The sequence below is a fragment of the Streptomyces sp. NPDC015032 genome, assembly GCF_043080425.1.
In the GTDB taxonomy this organism is placed as follows: domain Bacteria; phylum Actinomycetota; class Actinomycetes; order Streptomycetales; family Streptomycetaceae; genus Streptomyces.
Genome location: NZ_JBIBVN010000027.1, coordinates 53,992 through 71,935, shown reverse-complemented (window position 1 = coordinate 71,935; position 17,944 = coordinate 53,992). Strand labels below are relative to the sequence as shown.

The following is a 17,944-nucleotide window of genomic DNA, read 5'->3' as shown; positions in this document are numbered from 1 at the left end:
GCCGGGCCCCCGGCGGACCGCCCTCACAACACCGGCGGCTCCTGGGGGCCCCGGTCCACCGGCCCCCGGCCGGAGAGCACCTCGCCGTACGCCTGCATCAGGTCCGGCAGCCGCAAGGTGGCCAGATCGTCCCGGCTCGGCAGGGCCGCGTAACCGGAGAGCCGCAGATCACGGTAGGCACAGCTCTTCTCGTACAGGGTGCGCAGGAACCGCCCGTTGCCCAGTTCGTCGATCCAGCCCTCGTCGACGACATGACCACTGATGGAGCGCAGCTCCTCCAGGGACTCCTCGTCCCAGGCATCGCCGTTCTCCGCGGCCAGCACCTCACCGATCGAGGTGAGCTCCAGCGGCCGGTAGCTCGGGAAGTCCACCCGGCTGGTGAAACGTGAGGAGAGCCCCGGATTGGTGGCCAGCAGCCGGTCCATGCCTTCCGGATAGCCCGCGAGGATGACAACGAGATGGTCCCGGTTGTCCTCCGCCCGCTTGAGGAGGACCTGGAGCGCCTCGTCGCCGTACGCGTCGCCCTTGCTGTAGCCGGTGTTGGAGAGGCTGTACGCCTCGTCGACGAACAGCACCCCGCCGAGTGCCGAATCGATCAGCTCATTGGCCTTCACGGCGGTCTGCCCGAGGAACTCGCCCACCAGGTCAGCCCGTTGGGCCTCGACGAGATGGTCGCCGCCGAGCAGACCGAGGGCGTAGAAGACCCGGCCCAGAATGCGGGCCACCGTGGTCTTGCCGGTGCCGGAAGGCCCCGAGAAGACGAAATGGCGTTTCGGCGGCTGTACGGGCAGCCCCTGGCCGACCCGCAACCGCGCCATGTTCAGCTGCGCGGACAACGCGTTGACCTGCCGCTTGACGGGCTCCAGGCCGACCATCCGCTCCAGCTCCGCCAGCGCCTCGGCGAGCAGCACCGGATCGCTGGGCCCGGCCGGGAAGGGGGACGGCGGCTGGCCGGGCACCGCCGTCTTCCGGCGCGCTCCGTCGGACGGTGGCGGCACCCCGACGCCCGCAAGGCCCAGGGTCCCGCCGCCCGGCCGGAGCTCTCGGCCGTCCACCAGGTCGGTGCCGAGCAGTGCGTCCCCGTCCGGCTGAGCCTCCGCCACGGCGTCCGTGGCCGGTCCGGCCAGGGAGACGGTGGTGAGACCGGCGGCCTCGTCGGTGCCGTCGAGGCCGTCGTAGTCCGCGATCGCGGTGAGCCGCGCCGAAGTGTCCATGAAGGCCGGGTCGATCCGGTGCACCGCCCGGTAGAGCGGCAGGGCGGCCGCGCTGCGGCCGGTTCCCTCGTGCGCGCGGGCCAGCCAGTAGCGCAGCTCCTTGCGCTGCGGCTGCTCGCTGCGGCAGCGCATCAGCGCGGTGGAGAGCAGCGGCTCGGCCTGCCCGTACATCTCCAGCCGCACCCGCGCCATCCCGCCGAACAGCCCCGCCTCGATACCGAGCATCGGATCGTCGACGAGCTGCTCGGTGTTGCGTACGAGCTGCTCCCAGTCCTTGACGAGATAGGAGCGGCAGGCGTGCAGGAAGCGCACCTGCGGGTCCGCGTCCACCGGAGGCAGGCCGGCCAGCGCGCGGTCCAGCTCGGGGACATGGCGCCCGTCCAGCCAGTGCGAGGCGTGCGCGAGCAGCAGATCGCGCGGGCTCTCCAGCACCGGCTGCACCCACCAGCCCAGCCAGTACCAGGAGTTGAGCGTGCGCCGATGACGGGCGCGCTGCTCGCCGAAGCGTTCGCGATGGCGGTACATGCGCAGCAGCGCCGTCGTGGTGTCGACCCTCAGCGCATGGAGGCCGAGCCAGCCGTCCGCCATGCCGGGATCGATCCGTACCGCTGCCCCGAACTCCTCTTCGGCCTGTGGGTAGGCGCCCATGGTGTAGGCGTCCACGCCGCGCAGCCAGGCGAGGTCGGCCGGGGCCTGTGCGCCCTGCGTGCCGATGTCCATCTGGTCCCCCACAAACCGTGCCCCCAGGATGTCCCGCCGCACGACCTGCCCGCCGAGGCGCACTGAAACACTGTGCCACGGACGGGAATTGACCGCACCGAGAGGCATCGTACCTGCGCAAGGAGTGTGCGGCTAAGAGCGCAGCAGGCAGAAGGGAGACCGTGACCGAGGGTGATCGGAATCTGCCGAACCGGCGTGGGAGAGAGGGTGCGGAGGCAGAACGAAGCCCCCGATCACGGGGGAACAACCGGGGGCTTCGTGTCCGTGAGGGCTCCGAAAAGCCGCACATTGAGAACGTAAGACCTGTGCCGCCCTCGGGTCAAGCGGAGTTGAGGTACTTCCGGGGCGTTTTCTCACCACTCAGGACGGCGATGCGATGTACTCACGGTCCGTGACGGAATGGTTCGTTCCTGCTGCTGCGTGAGGTCCCTCCAGCAACTCGTAGCCCACTGGCAACTGCCGTACCAGAGTGTCCGCGTGGGAGCGCGAGGGATCGGCCGAGAAGTGCTCCGTCTCGGCTGCCGTCCACCCGTCCCAGAAGGCCGAAAGAGCCGGACCGTCCCGGCGGCGGCCCCGTTCCCAGGACTCCGCCGCCGCGAGATCCATCCACAACAGCCGCGCCAGACACGGCCGCAGTGCCCGGCGGCCCGCTCCGACCCCCTCGATCAGGACCACCGGTGCGGGCTCCAGAGCGCGCGGCGCCGCGAACGTCCGTGCGGTCCAGTCATACGGTGCGTAGTGCGCGCACTCCCCGCGCGAGAGGGGATCGATCACCTGCTCCCGCAGCCGGTCCGGCCAGGTGAAGAAGGACTCGTGGGTGGCCAGGTCGTCCAGATGCAGGACGGGGGCGCCGTCGAGCGCGGCGGCGAGGCGGGACGCGAAGGTGCTCTTCCCCGATCCGGCGTGTCCGTCGACGGCGATCAGGCGTACCGGTCCGCAGGACGGTGCCAGGGCGCGCAGTCGCGCGGCGAGGGGCGAGAGGTCGTTCATGCGTACCAGCCTACGAGCAGGTCCGAAGCAATCGCAGGTCACGCCAGTGGACCAGACCAATATTGGTTTGTCGGTGCGCGTCCGATCGCTGGCCGAATCCGGTCACGAACCGCGATAGTTGGCGCACTGTCGTGCACCTGCAGCCCCCTTCCGACCGACGACAACGCGGCGAGGCGCAGTGCCGGACCGCGCGAGCCCGGCGTGATCGAAACGAGAGGCCCCAGCCCATGAACAGACCGACCTCGCGCAGAACCGTGCTGACCGCCGCGCTCGCGGCAGCGGCCACCGCCGGCACGGTGTCGTCCGCCGGCTTCGCGACCGCCGCCGCCCCTTCCCCGGCCCCGCCCCGTACCCCCTCGGCAGCCGCTTCTTCCGTGGACAACCACTCCTGGCACACCTACTCCGACTGGCGCAGCGGTTGCGGCGCCGGGACCCGCGCCGTCGCGGGCCGCCGGCCCGGTCTGGTGATCGGCCACGCCGAGGGGCGTACCGACTACACCGATCCGCACACCGGCCGGACCGCCACCTGGGAGTACGCGACCTGGACCTCGCCGGTCCACCGGTCCACCGTCCCGGCGACCGAGGTGATCGCCTCCTGGAACGCGGACACCCCGGCGGGCACCTGGATCCAGATCGAGCTCCAGGGCCGCTACTCGGACGCCACCCCGACCCCCTGGTACGTGATGGGCCGCTGGGCCGCCGGTGACGGCGACATCCGCCGGACCTCCGTCGACGACCAGAGCGACGGCAGGAGCTCCGTCTGGACCGACACCTTCTCGGTGGACGACGCGGCGAGCGGGCTGCGGCTGGTCTCGTACCGGCTGCGGCTCACCCTCCACCGCACCCCGGGCACCCGCCTCACGCCCACCGTGTGGCGGCTCGGCGCGATGGCGTCCGACATCCCGGACCGCTTCACCGTGCCCGCCAGCGTCCCCGGCCTCGCCCGGGAACTGCCGGTGCCGCGGTACTCGCAGAACATCCACGTGGGGCAGTACCCGGAGTACGACAACGGCGGCGAGGCCTGGTGCAGCCCCACCTCCTCGCAGATGATCATCGAGTACTGGGGGCACAGGCCCACCGCCGAGGAGCTCGCCTGGGTCGAGCCGGGCCTGACCGACCCCCAGGTCTGCCACGCCGCCCGGTTCACGTACGACTACCAGTACGAGGGCTGCGGCAACTGGCCGTTCAACGCCGCGTACGCCGCGACGTACGACGGCATGAGCGCGGTCGTGACCCGGCTCGGCTCGCTGACGGACCTGGAGACGCTGATCCGGGCCGGCATCCCGGCCCTGACGTCGCAGTCCTTCCTCAAGGAGGAGCTGACCGGCGCCGGATACGGGACCTCGGGCCATCTGATGACCGTGATCGGATTCACCGAGGACGGCGACGTGATCGCGAACGACCCGGCCTCGCCGAGCGACGAGGCCGTGCGCCGGGTATACAAGCGCGCGGAGTGGGAGAACATCTGGCTGCGCACCAAGCGCTACGACGCGAATGGCAAGGTCAGGAGTGGTACGGGCGGGGTCTGCTATCTCTACTGGCCCGCTCGTCCGACACCGGCTCAGCGCCGGGTTCTGAGGTCGTTCGGCCTGCTGTGAGCATGTGCGGTGCCACGGCCGCCTCGGCCGCCTGACGGCAGCTTTCCCGGCCGTCCTGGGTGAGGTGGCCGTACTTGTCCACCGTGACCTTGATCGAGCGATGCCCGAGCCGGCGAGACACTTCGTGAATGGACACGCCGCTCGTCAAGGTCACGGTGGCACACTTTTGTCGATCGACCTGTCCAGTCGCACCCTGCGGTGCCTGACCGAACGGCTCGCTGTGCGGCGTGGGGGATCGCCGAGGCGGGCCTCAAGTGCTGGGCCGACAAGGCGTATCAGGGTGCTGACGGTTCCATCCGGGTGCCCTTCCGCGGCCGTCGCCTCAAGCGGTAGCAGCGTCCGTACAACAGCACGCACGCCAAGATCCGCTGCCTCGGCGAGCAGGCCATGGTCACGGTGAGAGGCCGGCGCCTCCTGCGGAAGATCCGCTGCAGCACGAACCGCATCACCAGGATCGTCCAGGCCGTCCTCGTCCTTCGTCACGCGTCAGCGTGAGGTTGGAAAAGGCTCAGAGACGACGCTCTCCGAGCCTTATTGCGTCGCATGCGGACGGCGTCGTCGTCCGGGCCGGCTCAGGCTCCTTCAGGAACGCGCTCCGGCACCTTCGGACGCGGACCGGCGCGATCCTTCAGGCGCGGACGAGCGGGGTGTCGACCAGATGCTCGGCCAGGAACCAGGTCTGCAGTTCCCCGGTCCTGATCACCTGTGAGACCAGGAGATCGTTGGTGCCGTCGTCACCCAGCTCACCGGTCCGGGCGGCGGCGTCGTGGGCCTCGACGAGGATGGTCTCGTGGGCTTCCAGCAGCCGTGACAGCATCGCCGGTACTTCCTCCACTCCGTCCGGAGGGCGCGGTATCGATGTGATCTCCGCGACGTGCCTGGGGTCGCCCACCGCGACGCCGCCCAGGGACTGGACGCGTTCGGCGATGGTGTCGACGATTTCGAGCTGTTCCCCCGCGTGCTTGTCCAGGACCAGGTGCAGTTGGTAGAAAGTCGCGCCGCGCATCAGCCAGTGATGCTTCTTGTAGAGGCCGTAGAGGATCTGAGTGTCCGCCAGAACCTTGTTCAGGCGCTGGCAGGAGTACATCCGCGCCTCGTAGGACAGGCCGATCGGGAACTGCTTGACGGTGCCGAACTCCTGGATCACCTCACCCCTCTGGTGCAGCCACGGCTGGCTGCTGCTCACGGGCTTGGTACTGGTGGTCATGGTTCGCCTCCTGTGGTGCCTTGCTGTGTGTACCCGAGTGACGCTAGGTGCTCCGACGCGGAGCGCTTGACCCGGAGCGCATGTGGTGGTGCCTGCCAGCGCACAGTGCGCGGTGCCCCGTGCCGGGCGTTCGCTCCCAGGCAAGCAACCGTGCGCCGACGGGCACGGGCCTTCGGGCAGCCGACCTAGCCTCGGCGGGACAGCCCACGTCCGTGGAGCCCGAGGAACGAGGAGAGGCAGGCATGAGCGCGAATGAGCAGGCGGATGTGGTGGTCATCGGGCTGGGGCCGGGCGGTGAGTACGTCGCGGGCACGCTGGCCGAAGCCGGTCTGGACGTGGTGGGACTTGAGGCGGAACTCGTCGGGGGCGAGTGTCCGTACTGGGGGTGCGTGCCCAGCAAGATGATGATCCGGGCCGGGAATCTGCTCGCCGAGGCGGGCCGGGTGCCCGCCCTCGCCGGTGAAACGGTCGTGACACCGGATTGGGGCAGGGTCGCCAGGCGTATCCGCAACGAGGCCACTGACGACTGGAACGACCAGGCCGCCGCCGACCGTCTCGTGGCCAAAGGCGGTCGGCTCGTCCGGGGGACGGGCCGTCTCTCCGGGCCGCGCCGCGTGGTGGTCGGCGACCGCACGTTCGAAGCCCGGCGCGGTGTCGTGCTGGCCACCGGCACGCGGCCCCGGATTGCTCCGGTGCCGGGCCTCGGGGGAACGCCGTACTGGACCAACCGGGACGTCATGGCGGCCAAGGAACTGCCGGAGTCGCTGGTCGTGCTCGGCGGAGGTGCCATCGGTGTGGAACTTGCCCAGGTCTTCGCCCGCTTCAAGTGCGCGGTCACGGTGATCGAGGGACAGGACCGACTGCTGTCGCAGGAGGAACCGGAAGCCGGGGAGCTGGCCGCGGAGGTTCTGCGGGCGGACGGAGTCACCGTGCTCACGGGTGCTCGGGCACGGCAGGTCAGTCATGACGGCACCGAGTTCACCGTCCGCCTTGAGGGTGACGGGGAGTCGCTTCGTGCCGAACGGCTTCTGGTCGCCACTGGACGCCACGCCGACCTGGCCGCGCTGGCGGTCGACACGGTGGGGCTGGATCCAACGGCGGGAGCCGTGAACACGGACGAGCAGATGCGGGCGGGGGAGGGGCTGTGGGCGGTCGGCGACATCACCGGCCGAGGCGCCTTCACCCATGTGTCGATGTACCAGGCGCAGATCGCCGTCCGGGACATCATCGGACAGCCCGGTCCCGGCGCCGACTACCGGGCGCTGCCCCGTGTCACCTTCACCGATCCGGAGATCGGGGCCGTCGGGTTGACGGAGCGGCAGGCGCGTGAACGGGGGCTGCGCGTACGCACCAGTGTGCTGCCCATCGCCCTCTCCACGCGAGGCTGGGTCCACGGGCCGGGCAACGAGGGGCTCATCAAGCTTGTCGAGGACGCGGACCGGGGCGTGTTGATCGGCGCGACGTCGGCGGGGCCGGCGGGAGGCGAGGTGCTCTACGGACTGAACGTGGCCGTCCACGCCGAGATACCCGTCGACCGGCTCCAGCACATGATCTACACCTATCCCACCTTCCACCGGACGGTCGAGGCCGCGCTCGGAGCCCTCCGCTGAGCCGCCGCCAGATCGCCCACGCGACCCCGGTGCCCAGGCGATGGCGCACCATGCTGGGCCGCGACCCCGGTGAGCCGCACAGGGCCGCTACCTCCCTGGAGCTTCTCTTCGACCTGTGTTTCGTGATCGCGGTGGCGCAGGCGTCCGGGAGCCTGCACGAGGCGCTGACCGATGGGGAGTACGCCACCGGTGTCCTGCGCTTCGCGCTGGTCTTCTTCACCATCTGGTGGGCGTGGATGAACTTCACCTGGTTTGCTTCCGCCTACGACCCGGACGATGTCCTGTACCGGTTGACGGTGTTGGTCCAGATCACGGGGTCGCTGGTGCTCGCGGCAGGCGTTCCGCGCGCGTTCGAGGAGGGTGACCTGCGGGTCATCACCATCGGATACGTCGTGCTGCGCACTGCGCTGGCCGCCCTGTGGCTGCGCGCCGCGTGGTCCGACCCCCCTCGACGGGCGACCACTCTGCGCTTCGCCGTCGGAGTGACAGTATGTCAGGTCGGTTGGGTCGGGTTGCTCGGTCTCCCGGTATCGGCGCGGCTGCCGGGCATTGTGGTGTTGATCGTCGCCGAGGTGTCCGTCCCCGTGTGGGCGCAGTCCGCAGGGATGACCCCATGGCATCCGCGCCACATTGCCGAGCGCTACGAAAGCTTCACCCTCATCGTCCTCGGAGAGTTCGTCGCGGCGGCCACCGTCGCCGTCCAGGGCGCGTTCGACCGGAACCACGGCACCGGCTCGCTGTACGCGGTCGCGGCCGGTGGCCTGTTCATGGCCTACGCCATGTGGTGGCTGTACTTCGCCAGATCCGCGCACACCCTGCTTGCCACGACACACCAGGCCCACCGCAGAAGATTCACCTGGGCCTACGGCCACTACCTGATCTTCGCTTCGGCGACCGCCGAGGGAGCCGGCCTGGCCGCGTACGCCGACCACGTCACGCGTCGCACGGACGTCTCGCCGTTGACTGCGGGCGCGGCAGTCACTGTTCCCGCGGCCGTCTTCCTGATCACCGTGTGGGCCGTACACCTCCGGCCCCATCAAAGAACCGCGGCCGAATGGATTCCGTATCCCGTCGTGGCGGGCGGCGTCCTGCTGGCCGCCTTCTTCCCGGCACCTTCCCTGGTCGCCGGTGTGCTGCTGGCGGTCTTGGTCGTGGTGGTCACGGTGCAGCGCCGGTGAAGATGCCCGTCGCGAGATCTCGCGGTCTTGTCCGATGGCTGCATTGCCGTAGCCGAGCCGGACATCACGCACATCGAGTCCCTGACCTCACGGGTCAGTACAGACGAGGTGCTTGCAGACGTTGGGTTTCCATGCGGTGGAGGAGATCTACCTCGATGTCGATTGGGTCGAGGCAGGTGGTGGCAGCGGGGCGATGGCGCACGTGGCGTGATCGAGGAGCGGACGGTGGTCCCGGTCCTGAGCGGGTAGTGCACTGTCGTGCCAACTCCTGGGCGCAGAGGGAAAAGTTGGTCGGTCGGACCGGTCATAGCTTTGGGTTCTGTCGAGCCGCGGGAACGCGGCGGGCGCGATTCCGACCGTTCCGAAAGGACTTCTTATGTTCGATATCAACAAGGTGCACCCTGCCCCCAGTGCGGACCTGCTCACGCCCGATAACGCTGTCATGCTTTTCGTGGACCACCAGCCGCAGATGTTCTTCGGCACCGGGAGCGGCGACCGCGCCGCGATCATCAACAGCACCGTGGGTCTCGCCAAGGCGGCTCAGGCGTTCGATGTGCCGGCCGTCCTGACCACGGTCGCCGCCGAGTCGTTCTCCGGCCCCCTGCTGCCGCAGCTGGCCGAGGTGTTTCCCGAGCACGAGGTCATCGACCGCACGACCATGAACGCCTGGGAGGACGAGGCCCTCGTGGCGGCGGTCAAGGCGACCGGGCGCAACAAGATCATCTTGGCAGGCCTGTGGACCGAGGTCTGCCTGGTGCTGCCCGCGCTGTCCGCGCTGGAGCAGGGTTACGAGGTGTACGTGGTCTCCGACGCCTCCGGCGGCGTCAGCCCCGCTGCCCACGAGCACGCGCTGCAGCGGATGATTGCCGCCGGCGCGGTTCCGGTGACCTGGGTGCAGGTCCTGCTGGAGCTGCAGCGTGACTGGGCGCGTCAGGAGACGTACGGCGCGGTCATGGAGATTGTCAAGGCCCACGCGGGCGCGTATGGCCTGGGTGTCGTGTACGCGCAGAGCGTCATCGGCGCACACGCGGCCGGCTGACCGCCTTGGACACCGGCATTCTGATCCTGCGTCTGCTGGTGGGCCTGCTCGTCGCCGGCCATGGGGTGCAGAAGATCAGCTCACACCTGGGCGGCAGGGGACTTGAGGGCGGTACGGAGGAGTTCCGTGCCGACGGCTTCCGCGGCGGAGCCCTCACAGCTCTGGCGGCGGGCGGTGGCCAGATCGGATCGGGTCTGCTGCTCGCCGCCGGCTTCCTGACCCCGCTCGCGGCGACCGGGGCCATGGGAGTCATGACGGTCGCTCTCACCGTGAAATGGCACAACGGCCTCTGGGTACAGAACGACGGGTACGAATACCCGCTCGTCCTCATCGGTACCGCCGCCGCTCTCGCCGCCACCGGACCAGGCGCTTGGTCGCTCGACGCGGCCCTCGGCCTCACGCCGTATCCGCTGTGGTGGGCGGGTCTCGCTCTCGTGGCGGGTCTCGGCAGCGGGCTGCTCACCCGGCTCGTACTGCATCGGCCGGCCCCGGCGGCGCCGAGGGCCGCCGCCCCCGGCGGGCGCTGAGCGCGAGCCGCGCAGGCCGGGCCCGGCCACCCTGCGCCCCCCGCGGGCGGCCGGGCCCTCCCACCCATCCCACCAGGAGAGCTGAAGAAGACCGCGATCACCGCATCCACCACCACACCCCTGCGCCGTGGCGGCCAGCCGCTGCCGCCCCAGAAGGGCGCCGGAACCAAGGCGTTCGGCACGCGCAAGCAGTTGCCGACCGGCCTTCGCCACGACACCCGCATGCAGGCCTGCCAGCGGCTGAACCGCGTAGTCACCGACACGCGCATCTTTACAGGAAGCACCACTGCCTCATGCGTGGCGTGACCTTCTCGGCGACGCGCGCACCCGCTGAACGCGCCCCATTCACACACCCTCCGAAGGAGAACCTCTCATGCAGAACAGGCCGACCCTCGAATCCGCCGCCCAGGCGTTCGCCGAGGCCACCGCCCAGCCGCCGTTCCTTTTCCAGATTCCCGTGGCGGACGGCCGCAAGGCCGTGGACGACGTCCAGAGCGGCGAAGGCGTCCTGCTGCCCGCCGTCGACGAGGAATGGATCACCGTTCACGGTGGTCCGGCCGGCGACGTCCGTGCCCGGGTCGTCCGCCCGCGCGGTGCCACCGGCCCCCTTCCCGTCATCCTCTACATCCACGGCGCGGGCTGGGTCTTCGGCAACGCGCACACCCACGACCGGCTCGTCCGCGAACTCGCCGTCGGCACCGGGGCGGCCGTCGTCTTCCCCGAGTACGACCTCTCGCCCGAGGCCCGCTACCCCGTCGCCATCGAGCAGAACTACAGCGTCGCCCAGTGGATCGCCCGTGAGGGACACCACAAGGAGCTCGACGGCACCCGGATCGCCGTCGCCGGCGACTCGGTCGGCGGCAACATGACCGCTGCCCTCACCCTCATGGCCAAGCAGCGCGGCGATGTCCGCCTCGCTCACCAGGTCCTCTTCTACCCGGTCACCGACGCGAGCTTCGACACCGACTCGTACCAGCAGTTCGCCGAGGGCTACTTCCTGCGCCGCGACGGCATGCAGTGGTTCTGGGACCAGTACACGACCGATGAGGCCGAGCGCGCCCAGATCACCGCCTCGCCGCTGCGCGCCACCACCGAGCAGCTGACCGGCCTGCCGCCCGCCCTGGTCATCACCGCCGAAGCCGATGTTCTGCGCGACGAGGGCGAGGCGTACGCGGCGAAGCTCCGTGCCGCCGGAGTCCCCGTCACCGCCCTGCGTGTACAGGGGGTCATTCACGACTTCGTCATGCTGAACGCATTGCGCGAGACACAGGCCGCGGAACTCGCCATCGGTGTCGCGATCGACACCCTGCGCAAGGCCCTGGTGTGATGGGGCCGTCGATGAGCATGCCTGTTGCGGGCCTCGTGCCCGGCCCGCGGCAGGAACAGCCGCAGGCAGACCTTCTTGTCCGTAACGCGAAGGTGTTCACCGGTGACCCCGACCGTCCCGAGGCCCGGGCCGTCGCGATCCGCGACGGCCGGGTCGCGGCCCTCGGTGACGACCACGACCTCGCCCACCTCGTCGGGCCGGGAACGAAGGTTGTCGACGCTCTCGGCCGCCGGGTGATCCCCGGTCTCAACGACTCGCACCTGCACGTCATCCGGGGCGGCCTGAACTACGTCCTGGAGCTGCGCTGGGACGGCGTGCGCAGCCTCCGACACGCCCTCGCGATGCTGCGCGAGCAGGCCGGCCGCACCCCCAAGGGGCAGTGGATCCGCGTCGTGGGTGGCTGGACCGCCGAACAGTTCGCCGAGCGCAGGATGCCGACCGTCGCGGAACTGAACGCCGCTGCCCCCGACACCCCGGTGTTCGTCCTGCACCTCTACCAGTCGGCGCTGATGAACCGTGCCGCCGTCAAGGCCGCCGGATTCACCCGGGACACCCCCGACCCGCGCGGCGGGCAGATCGTACGGGGCCGGGACGGCGAACCCAACGGGGTGCTCCTCGCAGCGCCGGGTGCCCTCATCCTGTACTCGACCCTGGCCAAGGCGCCGGCCCTCGACGAGGCCGACAAACGGACATCGACCCGGCACTTCCTGCGCGAGCTCAATCGCTTCGGACTCACCTCCGCGGTCGACGCCGCCGGAGGGTTCCAGAACTTCCCCGACAACTACGCCACGGTCGTCGACCTGGCCAGGTCGGGGGAGCTGACCCTCCGGATCGCCTACCACCTGTTCCCGCAGACGGCCGGCCAGGAGCTCGCCGACCTGAAGCGCTGGACCGAGATGGTGAAGCCCGAGGACGGGGACGAGTGGCTCCGGCTGAACGGCGCGGGTGAGAACCTGACGTGGGCCGCCGCCGACTTCGAGAACTTCTCCGAACCCCGGCCCGAACTCGCCGCAGGCTACGAGACTGAATTCGAGAGCGCCGTACGGCTCCTACTCGAGAACGGCTGGGGCTTCCGGCTCCACGCGACCTACGACGAGACGATCCGCCGCGACCTGGCCGTCTTCGAGAAGCTCGCGGCCGAAGGGCTCTTCCCGGGCGGCAACCGCTGGCTCTTCGATCACGCGGAGACCGTCTCGGCCGACAGCCTGGACCGGATCGTGGCCCTCGGCGGCGCCGTATCCGTACAGAACCGGATGTCCTTCCAGGGCACCGCCTTCCGGGACCGCTACGGCGCCGAGGCCGCCGCCCACACCCCGCCGGTCCGGGCGATGCTCGACCGGGGCCTGACCGTGGCCGCCGGAACCGATGCCACCCGCGTCTCCTCCTACAACCCATGGGTCGCGCTCCACTGGCTGGTGACCGGGCGCACCGTCGGCGGCACCGTGCTCTACCCGGCCGAGAACCTGATCAGCAGGGAGACCGCCCTCGGCCTCTACACCCGCGGAGGGGCGCGACTCACCGGTGAGCAGGACGTCAAGGGAGTTCTGCGGGAAGGCTGCTACGGCGACCTGGCGATCCTGTCCGACGACTACCTCACCGTGCCTGAGGCGGCCATCCCCGACATCGAGTCTGTGCTCACCGTCGTCGGCGGCCGCATCGTCTACGCGAGCGCGGAGTACGAGGGACTCGACGAGACCCTCCCGCCGGTCAGTCCGGAGTGGAGCCCGGTGGTCCACTTCGGCGGCTACCAGAGCGGTGCCCGTCAGGCGTCGCTCGTGGCCGAGGCCGTCGCCGAGTCCGAGCAGCACCGCCAGTGGCGCGTCGCACGTGGCTCCGCTCCCGAAGCGCCTCTGCCGATCTACGACCCCTGCTTCGAGCACTGAACGAGAGAACCACCCATGAATACCGCTTCCGCTTCCACCTCCGCTGCCGGCGCCGACGACGCGCCGGGCGGCCTGCCGGACACAGACACACCGCCGGGACGCCACTTCGAACCGGACCTCCGGTCGATGACCCGGATCAACCTGCGCCCCATCGCCTCACCCATGCCGCTGGGCTTCTTCACGGTGGCGATCGCCTCCGTGATGACGGGATGCCTTCAGCTCGGGGTCTTCGAGACCGAGGCCCGTCGTGCCGTCGCCCTGTGCGTGCTGCCGGCGTTTGCCCTGCAATTCCTGGTGAGCATCCTGGCCTTCGGGGCCCGGGACGTGATCGCGGCGACGCTCATGGCCGTGTTCGCCAGCAGCTGGCTGGCCTACTCGCTCATCATGTTCAGTGGTGCAGCCGACGGCCTGCGCGTGCTGGGCGTCTTCAATCTGGCACTCCTCTGCTTCGGGGCACTGATGGCCGCAGTGACGCGGCCGAAGCGCGCACTGTGGCTCGTCCTCGTGGTTTCCCTGCCCCGCTGGGCGGCCACCGGTCTCTCGGGGCTGACCGGCGCCGAATGGCTCACGCGTACGTCCGGGGCCCTCGGCCTCGTGGCGGCGCTCGTCGCGGCGTACGCGGCGTTCGCCCTGATGCTGGAGGACATGCGCAGCGAGGAGGTGCTGCCCATCGGCCGCAGTGGCCCGGCCCACGCCGCCGTCGAGGGTGACCTCGGGGTCCAGCTCCGCAACCTGGAACGCCAGGCCGGCGTGCGCCGCACGCTCTGAACATGCCAACCGATCCCCATGACACCGTGATCGCACAGGAGCACCCATGGAACCGCAGGTAGTGAACCGCCCCGAGAAGTCCCGCTAGGTGTACTGACCCGCCAGGAATGTCCGGGCGATCACGTACGGAACCAGATGACGGGGGCTGCTGCGGTAACAGTGCCGAGCGCGCTTGTCATAGCGAGTGGCAACCGCTCTGGCGTGCTTGAGTTTGTTGATGGCCCGTTCGACGGTGTTGCGTTTCTTGTACCGCTCCTCGGCGAAGCCCGGTGGTCGCCCGCCACGCGAGCCCTTTCGCAGGCGGACGGCCTGGCTGTCGGTCTACTCCGGGATGGTGTGCGGGATGCCGCGTCCGCGCAGGCAGTCGCGGCACCATCCGTTGCTGTAGGCATTGTCGGCGGCCAGGCCGTCGGGTTTCTTGCCGGGCCTGCCCGGACGTGCCCGAGGCGCGCCGCGCACATTTCGGCCTCTGAAGCACGCCGACGCCTGACCTTCCGCACCACAGCCCGCGCATCGAGGAGCTCACTCATGTCCTGACCTGTCGGCCCCGACGTCGTGCTGGTGCACGTCGCCTTCGCTGACGCCTCCAGCTACGCCCGCGTCATCCCCGAACTGGCCGCCGCCGGACTGAAGGTGGTGGCTCCGGCCGTGCCCCATCGCAGCATGGTCGACGACGCCGCATACATACTCGGGCGCGCGCCGCTGATCACTGGCGACGGCGCCGCGATACCTGCGCTGACCAGAGCCTACGAGACATACGCGCAGGCAGGAGCCGGCTTCGGGGCCGACCGGGTCCGGGCGGTCCTCGGCCGGGCCCTGATCCGCTCCAACCGGCGCACTGCGGCCCGGCCGCGTCCCACCCAGGACTGGGACGCGCTCGCCGCCTCGGAACGCAAGGTCGCCCGGCTGGTTGCCGCGTGGCACACCAACCGGTCAGCCGCCGCGGCTCTGTTCGTCCTCCCACACACGGTGAACACCATCTCGCGTCGGTCTTCCGCAAGCTCTCGGTCAGCTCCAGGGTCCAGTTGACCCGGCTCGTGCCGGCGGAAGCCGACGTCGAGCCGTCCGACATCGGCTGATTCCGGGCGGAACTCTGCGCCCATGGGCAAGGCGCGGTGCGTCACGCGACAACAGACGGCGCCGCGCCGGTCATAGCGTGACGGCATTCCGCGCCGCACCGATGCGCGGACCACCGACCCGAATTGAGGAAGCACCCCATGCCGTACATCACCGTGGGCCAGGAGAACTCCACCGCCATCGACCTGTACTACGAGGACCACGGAGCCGGCCAGCCGGTCGTCCTCATCCACGGCTTCCCGCTCGATGGACACTCCTGGGAGCGGCAGAGCGCTGCGCTGCTCGACGCCGGTTACCGTGTGATCACCTACGACCGCCGCGGATTCGGGCAGTCCTCCCAGCCGACGGCCGGGTACAACTACGACACCTTCGCCGCCGACCTGAACACTGTGATGGAGACCCTCGACCTGCGCAACGCCGTCCTGGTCGGATTCTCCATGGGCACCGGTGAGGTCGCCCGCTACGTGTCCGCGTACGGCTCCGACCGGGTTGCCAAGGTCGCCTTCCTGGCCTCGCTGGAGCCCTTCCTGCTCAAGAACGACGACAACCCCGACGGCGTCGCCCCCAAGGAGTTCTTCGACGGAGTCGTCGCCGCCGTCAAGGCCGACCGGTACGCCTACTACACGGCCTTCTTCAACGACTTCTACAACCTCGACGAGAACCTCGGCACCAGGATCAGCGCCGAAGCGGTGAGCAACAGCTGGAACGTGGCGGCCGGCGGCGGCTCCTTCGCGGCCGCGGCCGCGCCCTCCACCTGGTACACGGACTTCCGCGCCGACATCCCCGCCATCGACGTTCCGGCGCTCATCCTGCACGGAACGGCCGACCGGATCCTCCCGGCCGAGGGAACGGCGCGCCCGTTCCACCAGATGCTCCCGTCCGCCGACTACGTGGAGATCGAAGGCGCCCCGCACGGCCTCCTGTGGACCCACGCGGAGGAGGTCAACACGGCCCTCCTCGCCTTCCTGTCGAAGTGACGCCGTACCCGCCGCTTCCACGGCCTGCATCCGCGGGATCCAGGCAGATTCAGGAGAGCAGAGAGCCCATGCAGTTCGGCATCTTCACCGTCGGGGACGTGACCCCCGACCCCACCGACGGTCGCACTCCGACCGAACACGAGCGCATCAAGGCGATGATTGCCATCGCGCTCAAGGCCGAGGAAGTCGGCCTGGACGTCTTCGCGACCGGCGAGCACCACAACCCGCCGTTCGTCCCGTCGTCCCCGACCACCATGCTCGGCTACATCGCGGCCCGCACCGAGAAGCTGATCCTGTCCACCGCCACGACGCTGATCACCACCAACGACCCGGTGAAGATCGCCGAGGACTACGCGATGCTCCAGCACCTGGCCGACGGCCGGGTCGACCTCATGCTGGGCCGGGGCAATACCGGTCCCGTCTACCCGTGGTTCGGCCAGGACATCCGCCAGGGCATCAACCTCGCCAAGGAGAACTACGCGCTGCTGCGCCGACTGTGGCGCGAGGACATCGTGGACTGGGAGGGCACGTTCCGTACGCCGCTCCAGGCCTTCACCTCGACACCCCGGCCGCTGGACGGCGTCCCACCATTCGTCTGGCACGGATCCATCAGGTCCCCGGAGATCGCGGAGCAGGCCGCGTTCTATGGCGACGGTTTCTTCCACAACAACATCTTCTGGCCGACGGACCACACAAGGCGCATGGTGCAGCTGTACCGACGCCGGTACGCTCACCACGGTCACGGCCGTCCGGAAGACGCCATTGTGGGTCTCGGTGGACAGGTCTTCATGCGAAAGAACTCCCAGGACGCCGTACGGGAGTTCCGCCCCTACTTCGACAATGCTCCCGTGTACGGCCACGGCCCGTCGCTCGAGGAGTTCACCGAGCAGACCCCGCTGACCGTGGGCTCTCCCCAGCAGGTCATCGAGCGGACCCTGACCTTCCGGGAGAGCGTCGGCGACTACCAGCGCCAGCTCTTCCTGATGGATCACGCGGGCCTGCCCCTGAAGACCGTCCTGGAACAGCTCGACATCCTCGGCGAGGAGGTCGTGCCCGTGCTGCGCAAGGAGTTCGCAAACGGACGCCCCGCCGATGTGCCGAACGCGCCGACGCACACGGCTCGGGGCACCGCTGCCGCGAAGTCGCGGGGAGCCACGGCCGCATGAAGCTGATCGCTGTTTCCGCTGGGCTGAGCACCCCTTCCTCCACCCGCCTGCTCGCGGACCGGCTCATCGAGTCTGCCCGCGGCGATCTCGCGGCCCAGGGGCACACCGTGCCCACCGAGATCGTCGAGTTGCGCGAACTGGCCCGCGACATCGCCGGCCACCTGGTAACCGGCTTTCCACCGTCCCGACTGGCCGCGGTGATCGATGCGGTGACGGAGGCCGACGGCCTGATCGTCGTGACCCCCGTGTTCACGGCTTCCTACAGTGGGTTGTTCAAGTCCTTCTTCGACCTGATCGACCCGGACGCCCTCACGGGGAAACCGGTCCTGGTCGCGGCGACGGGTGGGACCGCCCGCCACTCCCTGGTCCTGGAGCACGCCCTGCGCCCGCTCTTTTCCTATCTGCGCGCCGCCGTCGTCCCCACGGCGGTGTACGCGGCGTCCGAGGACTGGGGATCGAGAGGAGACGAGTACACCGACGGCCTTCCCGCGCGCATCCGGCGGGCGGGCGGCGAACTGGCCGTGCTGATGACCGCCCGCCCGGCTCGTGCCGAGCCCGAGGACGACGTCGCCGCGCTGGAACGGCAACTCGCCGACCTGCGCTTCGACTGAGGCCCACCGGCAAATAAGGGAGGGCGGCGTCCCCTCCATTGCCAGCCTCCCC

General features: G+C 69.7%; 15 protein-coding genes and 1 pseudogene. 13 read left to right on the top strand and 3 right to left on the bottom strand.

Annotated elements, in window-relative coordinates; translation table 11 throughout:
• Window positions 1–23 precede the first annotated feature (23 nt).
• Together ACF08M_RS29720 and ACF08M_RS29715 are read right to left on the bottom strand one after the other, a co-directional pair.
• Window positions 24–1,934, bottom strand: coding sequence for an AAA family ATPase (locus ACF08M_RS29720; RefSeq protein WP_392188364.1), 1,911 nt, complete (start codon window positions 1,932–1,934; stop codon window positions 24–26).
• 360 nt (window positions 1,935–2,294) lie between these two features.
• Window positions 2,295–2,924, bottom strand: coding sequence for a uridine kinase (locus tag ACF08M_RS29715; protein ID WP_392188340.1), 630 nt, complete (start codon window positions 2,922–2,924; stop codon window positions 2,295–2,297).
• Window positions 2,925–3,151: 227 nt separating this feature from the next.
• On the opposite strand from ACF08M_RS29715, the gene ACF08M_RS29710 reads away from it, so the two are divergent.
• Together ACF08M_RS29710 and ACF08M_RS29705 are read left to right on the top strand one after the other, a co-directional pair.
• Window positions 3,152–4,522 carry a peptidase C39 family protein gene (locus ACF08M_RS29710; protein ID WP_392188339.1) on the top strand — a complete coding sequence of 457 codons (1,371 nt, stop codon included), beginning with the start codon at window positions 3,152–3,154 and terminating at the stop codon, window positions 4,520–4,522.
• Window positions 4,523–4,756: 234 nt separating this feature from the next.
• Window positions 4,757–5,017 (top strand): annotated as a pseudogene (locus ACF08M_RS29705) (transposase family protein); the annotation flags it as partial.
• 133 nt (window positions 5,018–5,150) lie between these two features.
• Here ACF08M_RS29705 and ACF08M_RS29700 read toward each other — a convergent pair.
• Window positions 5,151–5,729 carry a Dps family protein gene (locus ACF08M_RS29700; protein WP_392188338.1) on the bottom strand — a complete coding sequence of 193 codons (579 nt, stop codon included), beginning with the start codon at window positions 5,727–5,729 and terminating at the stop codon, window positions 5,151–5,153.
• Window positions 5,730–5,971: 242 nt separating this feature from the next.
• On the opposite strand from ACF08M_RS29700, the gene ACF08M_RS29695 reads away from it, so the two are divergent.
• The 11 genes from ACF08M_RS29695 (at window position 5,972) to ACF08M_RS29645 (ending at window position 17,892) form a co-directional block, all read left to right on the top strand.
• Window positions 5,972–7,339, top strand: a complete 1,368-nt coding sequence (locus ACF08M_RS29695) for a dihydrolipoyl dehydrogenase family protein (protein ID WP_392188337.1) — start codon at window positions 5,972–5,974, stop codon at window positions 7,337–7,339.
• Between the two features lie 50 nt (window positions 7,340–7,389).
• Window positions 7,390–8,517 (top strand): low temperature requirement protein A, encoded by a 1,128-nt coding sequence (locus tag ACF08M_RS29690; protein ID WP_392188336.1) that lies wholly within the window; start codon window positions 7,390–7,392, stop codon window positions 8,515–8,517.
• A gap of 376 nt (window positions 8,518–8,893) precedes the next feature.
• Window positions 8,894–9,556, top strand: coding sequence for a hydrolase (locus ACF08M_RS29685; protein WP_392188335.1), 663 nt, complete (start codon window positions 8,894–8,896; stop codon window positions 9,554–9,556).
• A gap of 5 nt (window positions 9,557–9,561) precedes the next feature.
• Complete coding sequence (locus ACF08M_RS29680) at window positions 9,562–10,083, top strand: DoxX family protein (protein WP_392188334.1); 522 nt, start codon at window positions 9,562–9,564, stop codon at window positions 10,081–10,083.
• 373 nt (window positions 10,084–10,456) lie between these two features.
• Window positions 10,457–11,410, top strand: a complete 954-nt coding sequence (locus ACF08M_RS29675) for an alpha/beta hydrolase (protein ID WP_392188333.1) — start codon at window positions 10,457–10,459, stop codon at window positions 11,408–11,410.
• A 17-nt stretch (window positions 11,411–11,427) separates the two neighbouring features.
• Window positions 11,428–13,293: an amidohydrolase gene (locus ACF08M_RS29670; RefSeq protein WP_392188363.1), complete on the top strand. Its 1,866-nt coding sequence runs from the start codon at window positions 11,428–11,430 to the stop codon at window positions 13,291–13,293.
• 15 nt (window positions 13,294–13,308) lie between these two features.
• Window positions 13,309–14,061: a GPR1/FUN34/YaaH family transporter gene (locus tag ACF08M_RS29665; RefSeq protein ID WP_392188332.1), complete on the top strand. Its 753-nt coding sequence runs from the start codon at window positions 13,309–13,311 to the stop codon at window positions 14,059–14,061.
• A gap of 561 nt (window positions 14,062–14,622) precedes the next feature.
• Window positions 14,623–15,090, top strand: a complete 468-nt coding sequence (locus tag ACF08M_RS29660; RefSeq protein WP_392188331.1) for a hypothetical protein — start codon at window positions 14,623–14,625, stop codon at window positions 15,088–15,090.
• 188 nt (window positions 15,091–15,278) lie between these two features.
• The gene (locus tag ACF08M_RS29655; RefSeq protein WP_392188330.1) at window positions 15,279–16,115 is read left to right on the top strand and encodes an alpha/beta fold hydrolase; all 837 of its coding nucleotides are present in this window, start codon (window positions 15,279–15,281) and stop codon (window positions 16,113–16,115) included.
• 68 nt (window positions 16,116–16,183) lie between these two features.
• Window positions 16,184–17,281, top strand: coding sequence for an LLM class flavin-dependent oxidoreductase (locus ACF08M_RS29650; RefSeq protein WP_392188329.1), 1,098 nt, complete (start codon window positions 16,184–16,186; stop codon window positions 17,279–17,281).
• Complete coding sequence (locus ACF08M_RS29645) at window positions 17,278–17,892, top strand: FMN reductase (protein ID WP_392188328.1); 615 nt, start codon at window positions 17,278–17,280, stop codon at window positions 17,890–17,892. The genes ACF08M_RS29650 and ACF08M_RS29645 overlap by 4 nt, the downstream gene beginning before the upstream one ends.
• The last annotated feature ends 52 nt before the right edge of the window (window positions 17,893–17,944 follow it).

What these genes read in the sequence shown, in the direction of transcription:
- ACF08M_RS29720 (WP_392188364.1), bottom strand. Translation starts at nt 1,934, where the DNA reads ATGGACATCGGCACGCAGGGCGCACAGGCCCCGGCCGACCTCGCCTGG.
- ACF08M_RS29715 (WP_392188340.1), bottom strand. Translation starts at nt 2,924, where the DNA reads ATGAACGACCTCTCGCCCCTCGCCGCGCGACTGCGCGCCCTGGCACCG.
- ACF08M_RS29710 (WP_392188339.1), top strand. Translation starts at nt 3,152, where the DNA reads ATGAACAGACCGACCTCGCGCAGAACCGTGCTGACCGCCGCGCTCGCG.
- ACF08M_RS29700 (WP_392188338.1), bottom strand. Translation starts at nt 5,729, where the DNA reads ATGACCACCAGTACCAAGCCCGTGAGCAGCAGCCAGCCGTGGCTGCAC.
- ACF08M_RS29695 (WP_392188337.1), top strand. Translation starts at nt 5,972, where the DNA reads ATGAGCGCGAATGAGCAGGCGGATGTGGTGGTCATCGGGCTGGGGCCG.
- ACF08M_RS29690 (WP_392188336.1), top strand. Translation starts at nt 7,390, where the DNA reads ATGCTGGGCCGCGACCCCGGTGAGCCGCACAGGGCCGCTACCTCCCTG.
- ACF08M_RS29685 (WP_392188335.1), top strand. Translation starts at nt 8,894, where the DNA reads ATGTTCGATATCAACAAGGTGCACCCTGCCCCCAGTGCGGACCTGCTC.
- ACF08M_RS29675 (WP_392188333.1), top strand. Translation starts at nt 10,457, where the DNA reads ATGCAGAACAGGCCGACCCTCGAATCCGCCGCCCAGGCGTTCGCCGAG.
- ACF08M_RS29670 (WP_392188363.1), top strand. Translation starts at nt 11,428, where the DNA reads ATGCCTGTTGCGGGCCTCGTGCCCGGCCCGCGGCAGGAACAGCCGCAG.
- ACF08M_RS29665 (WP_392188332.1), top strand. Translation starts at nt 13,309, where the DNA reads ATGAATACCGCTTCCGCTTCCACCTCCGCTGCCGGCGCCGACGACGCG.
- ACF08M_RS29655 (WP_392188330.1), top strand. Translation starts at nt 15,279, where the DNA reads ATGCCGTACATCACCGTGGGCCAGGAGAACTCCACCGCCATCGACCTG.
- ACF08M_RS29650 (WP_392188329.1), top strand. Translation starts at nt 16,184, where the DNA reads ATGCAGTTCGGCATCTTCACCGTCGGGGACGTGACCCCCGACCCCACC.
- ACF08M_RS29645 (WP_392188328.1), top strand. Translation starts at nt 17,278, where the DNA reads ATGAAGCTGATCGCTGTTTCCGCTGGGCTGAGCACCCCTTCCTCCACC.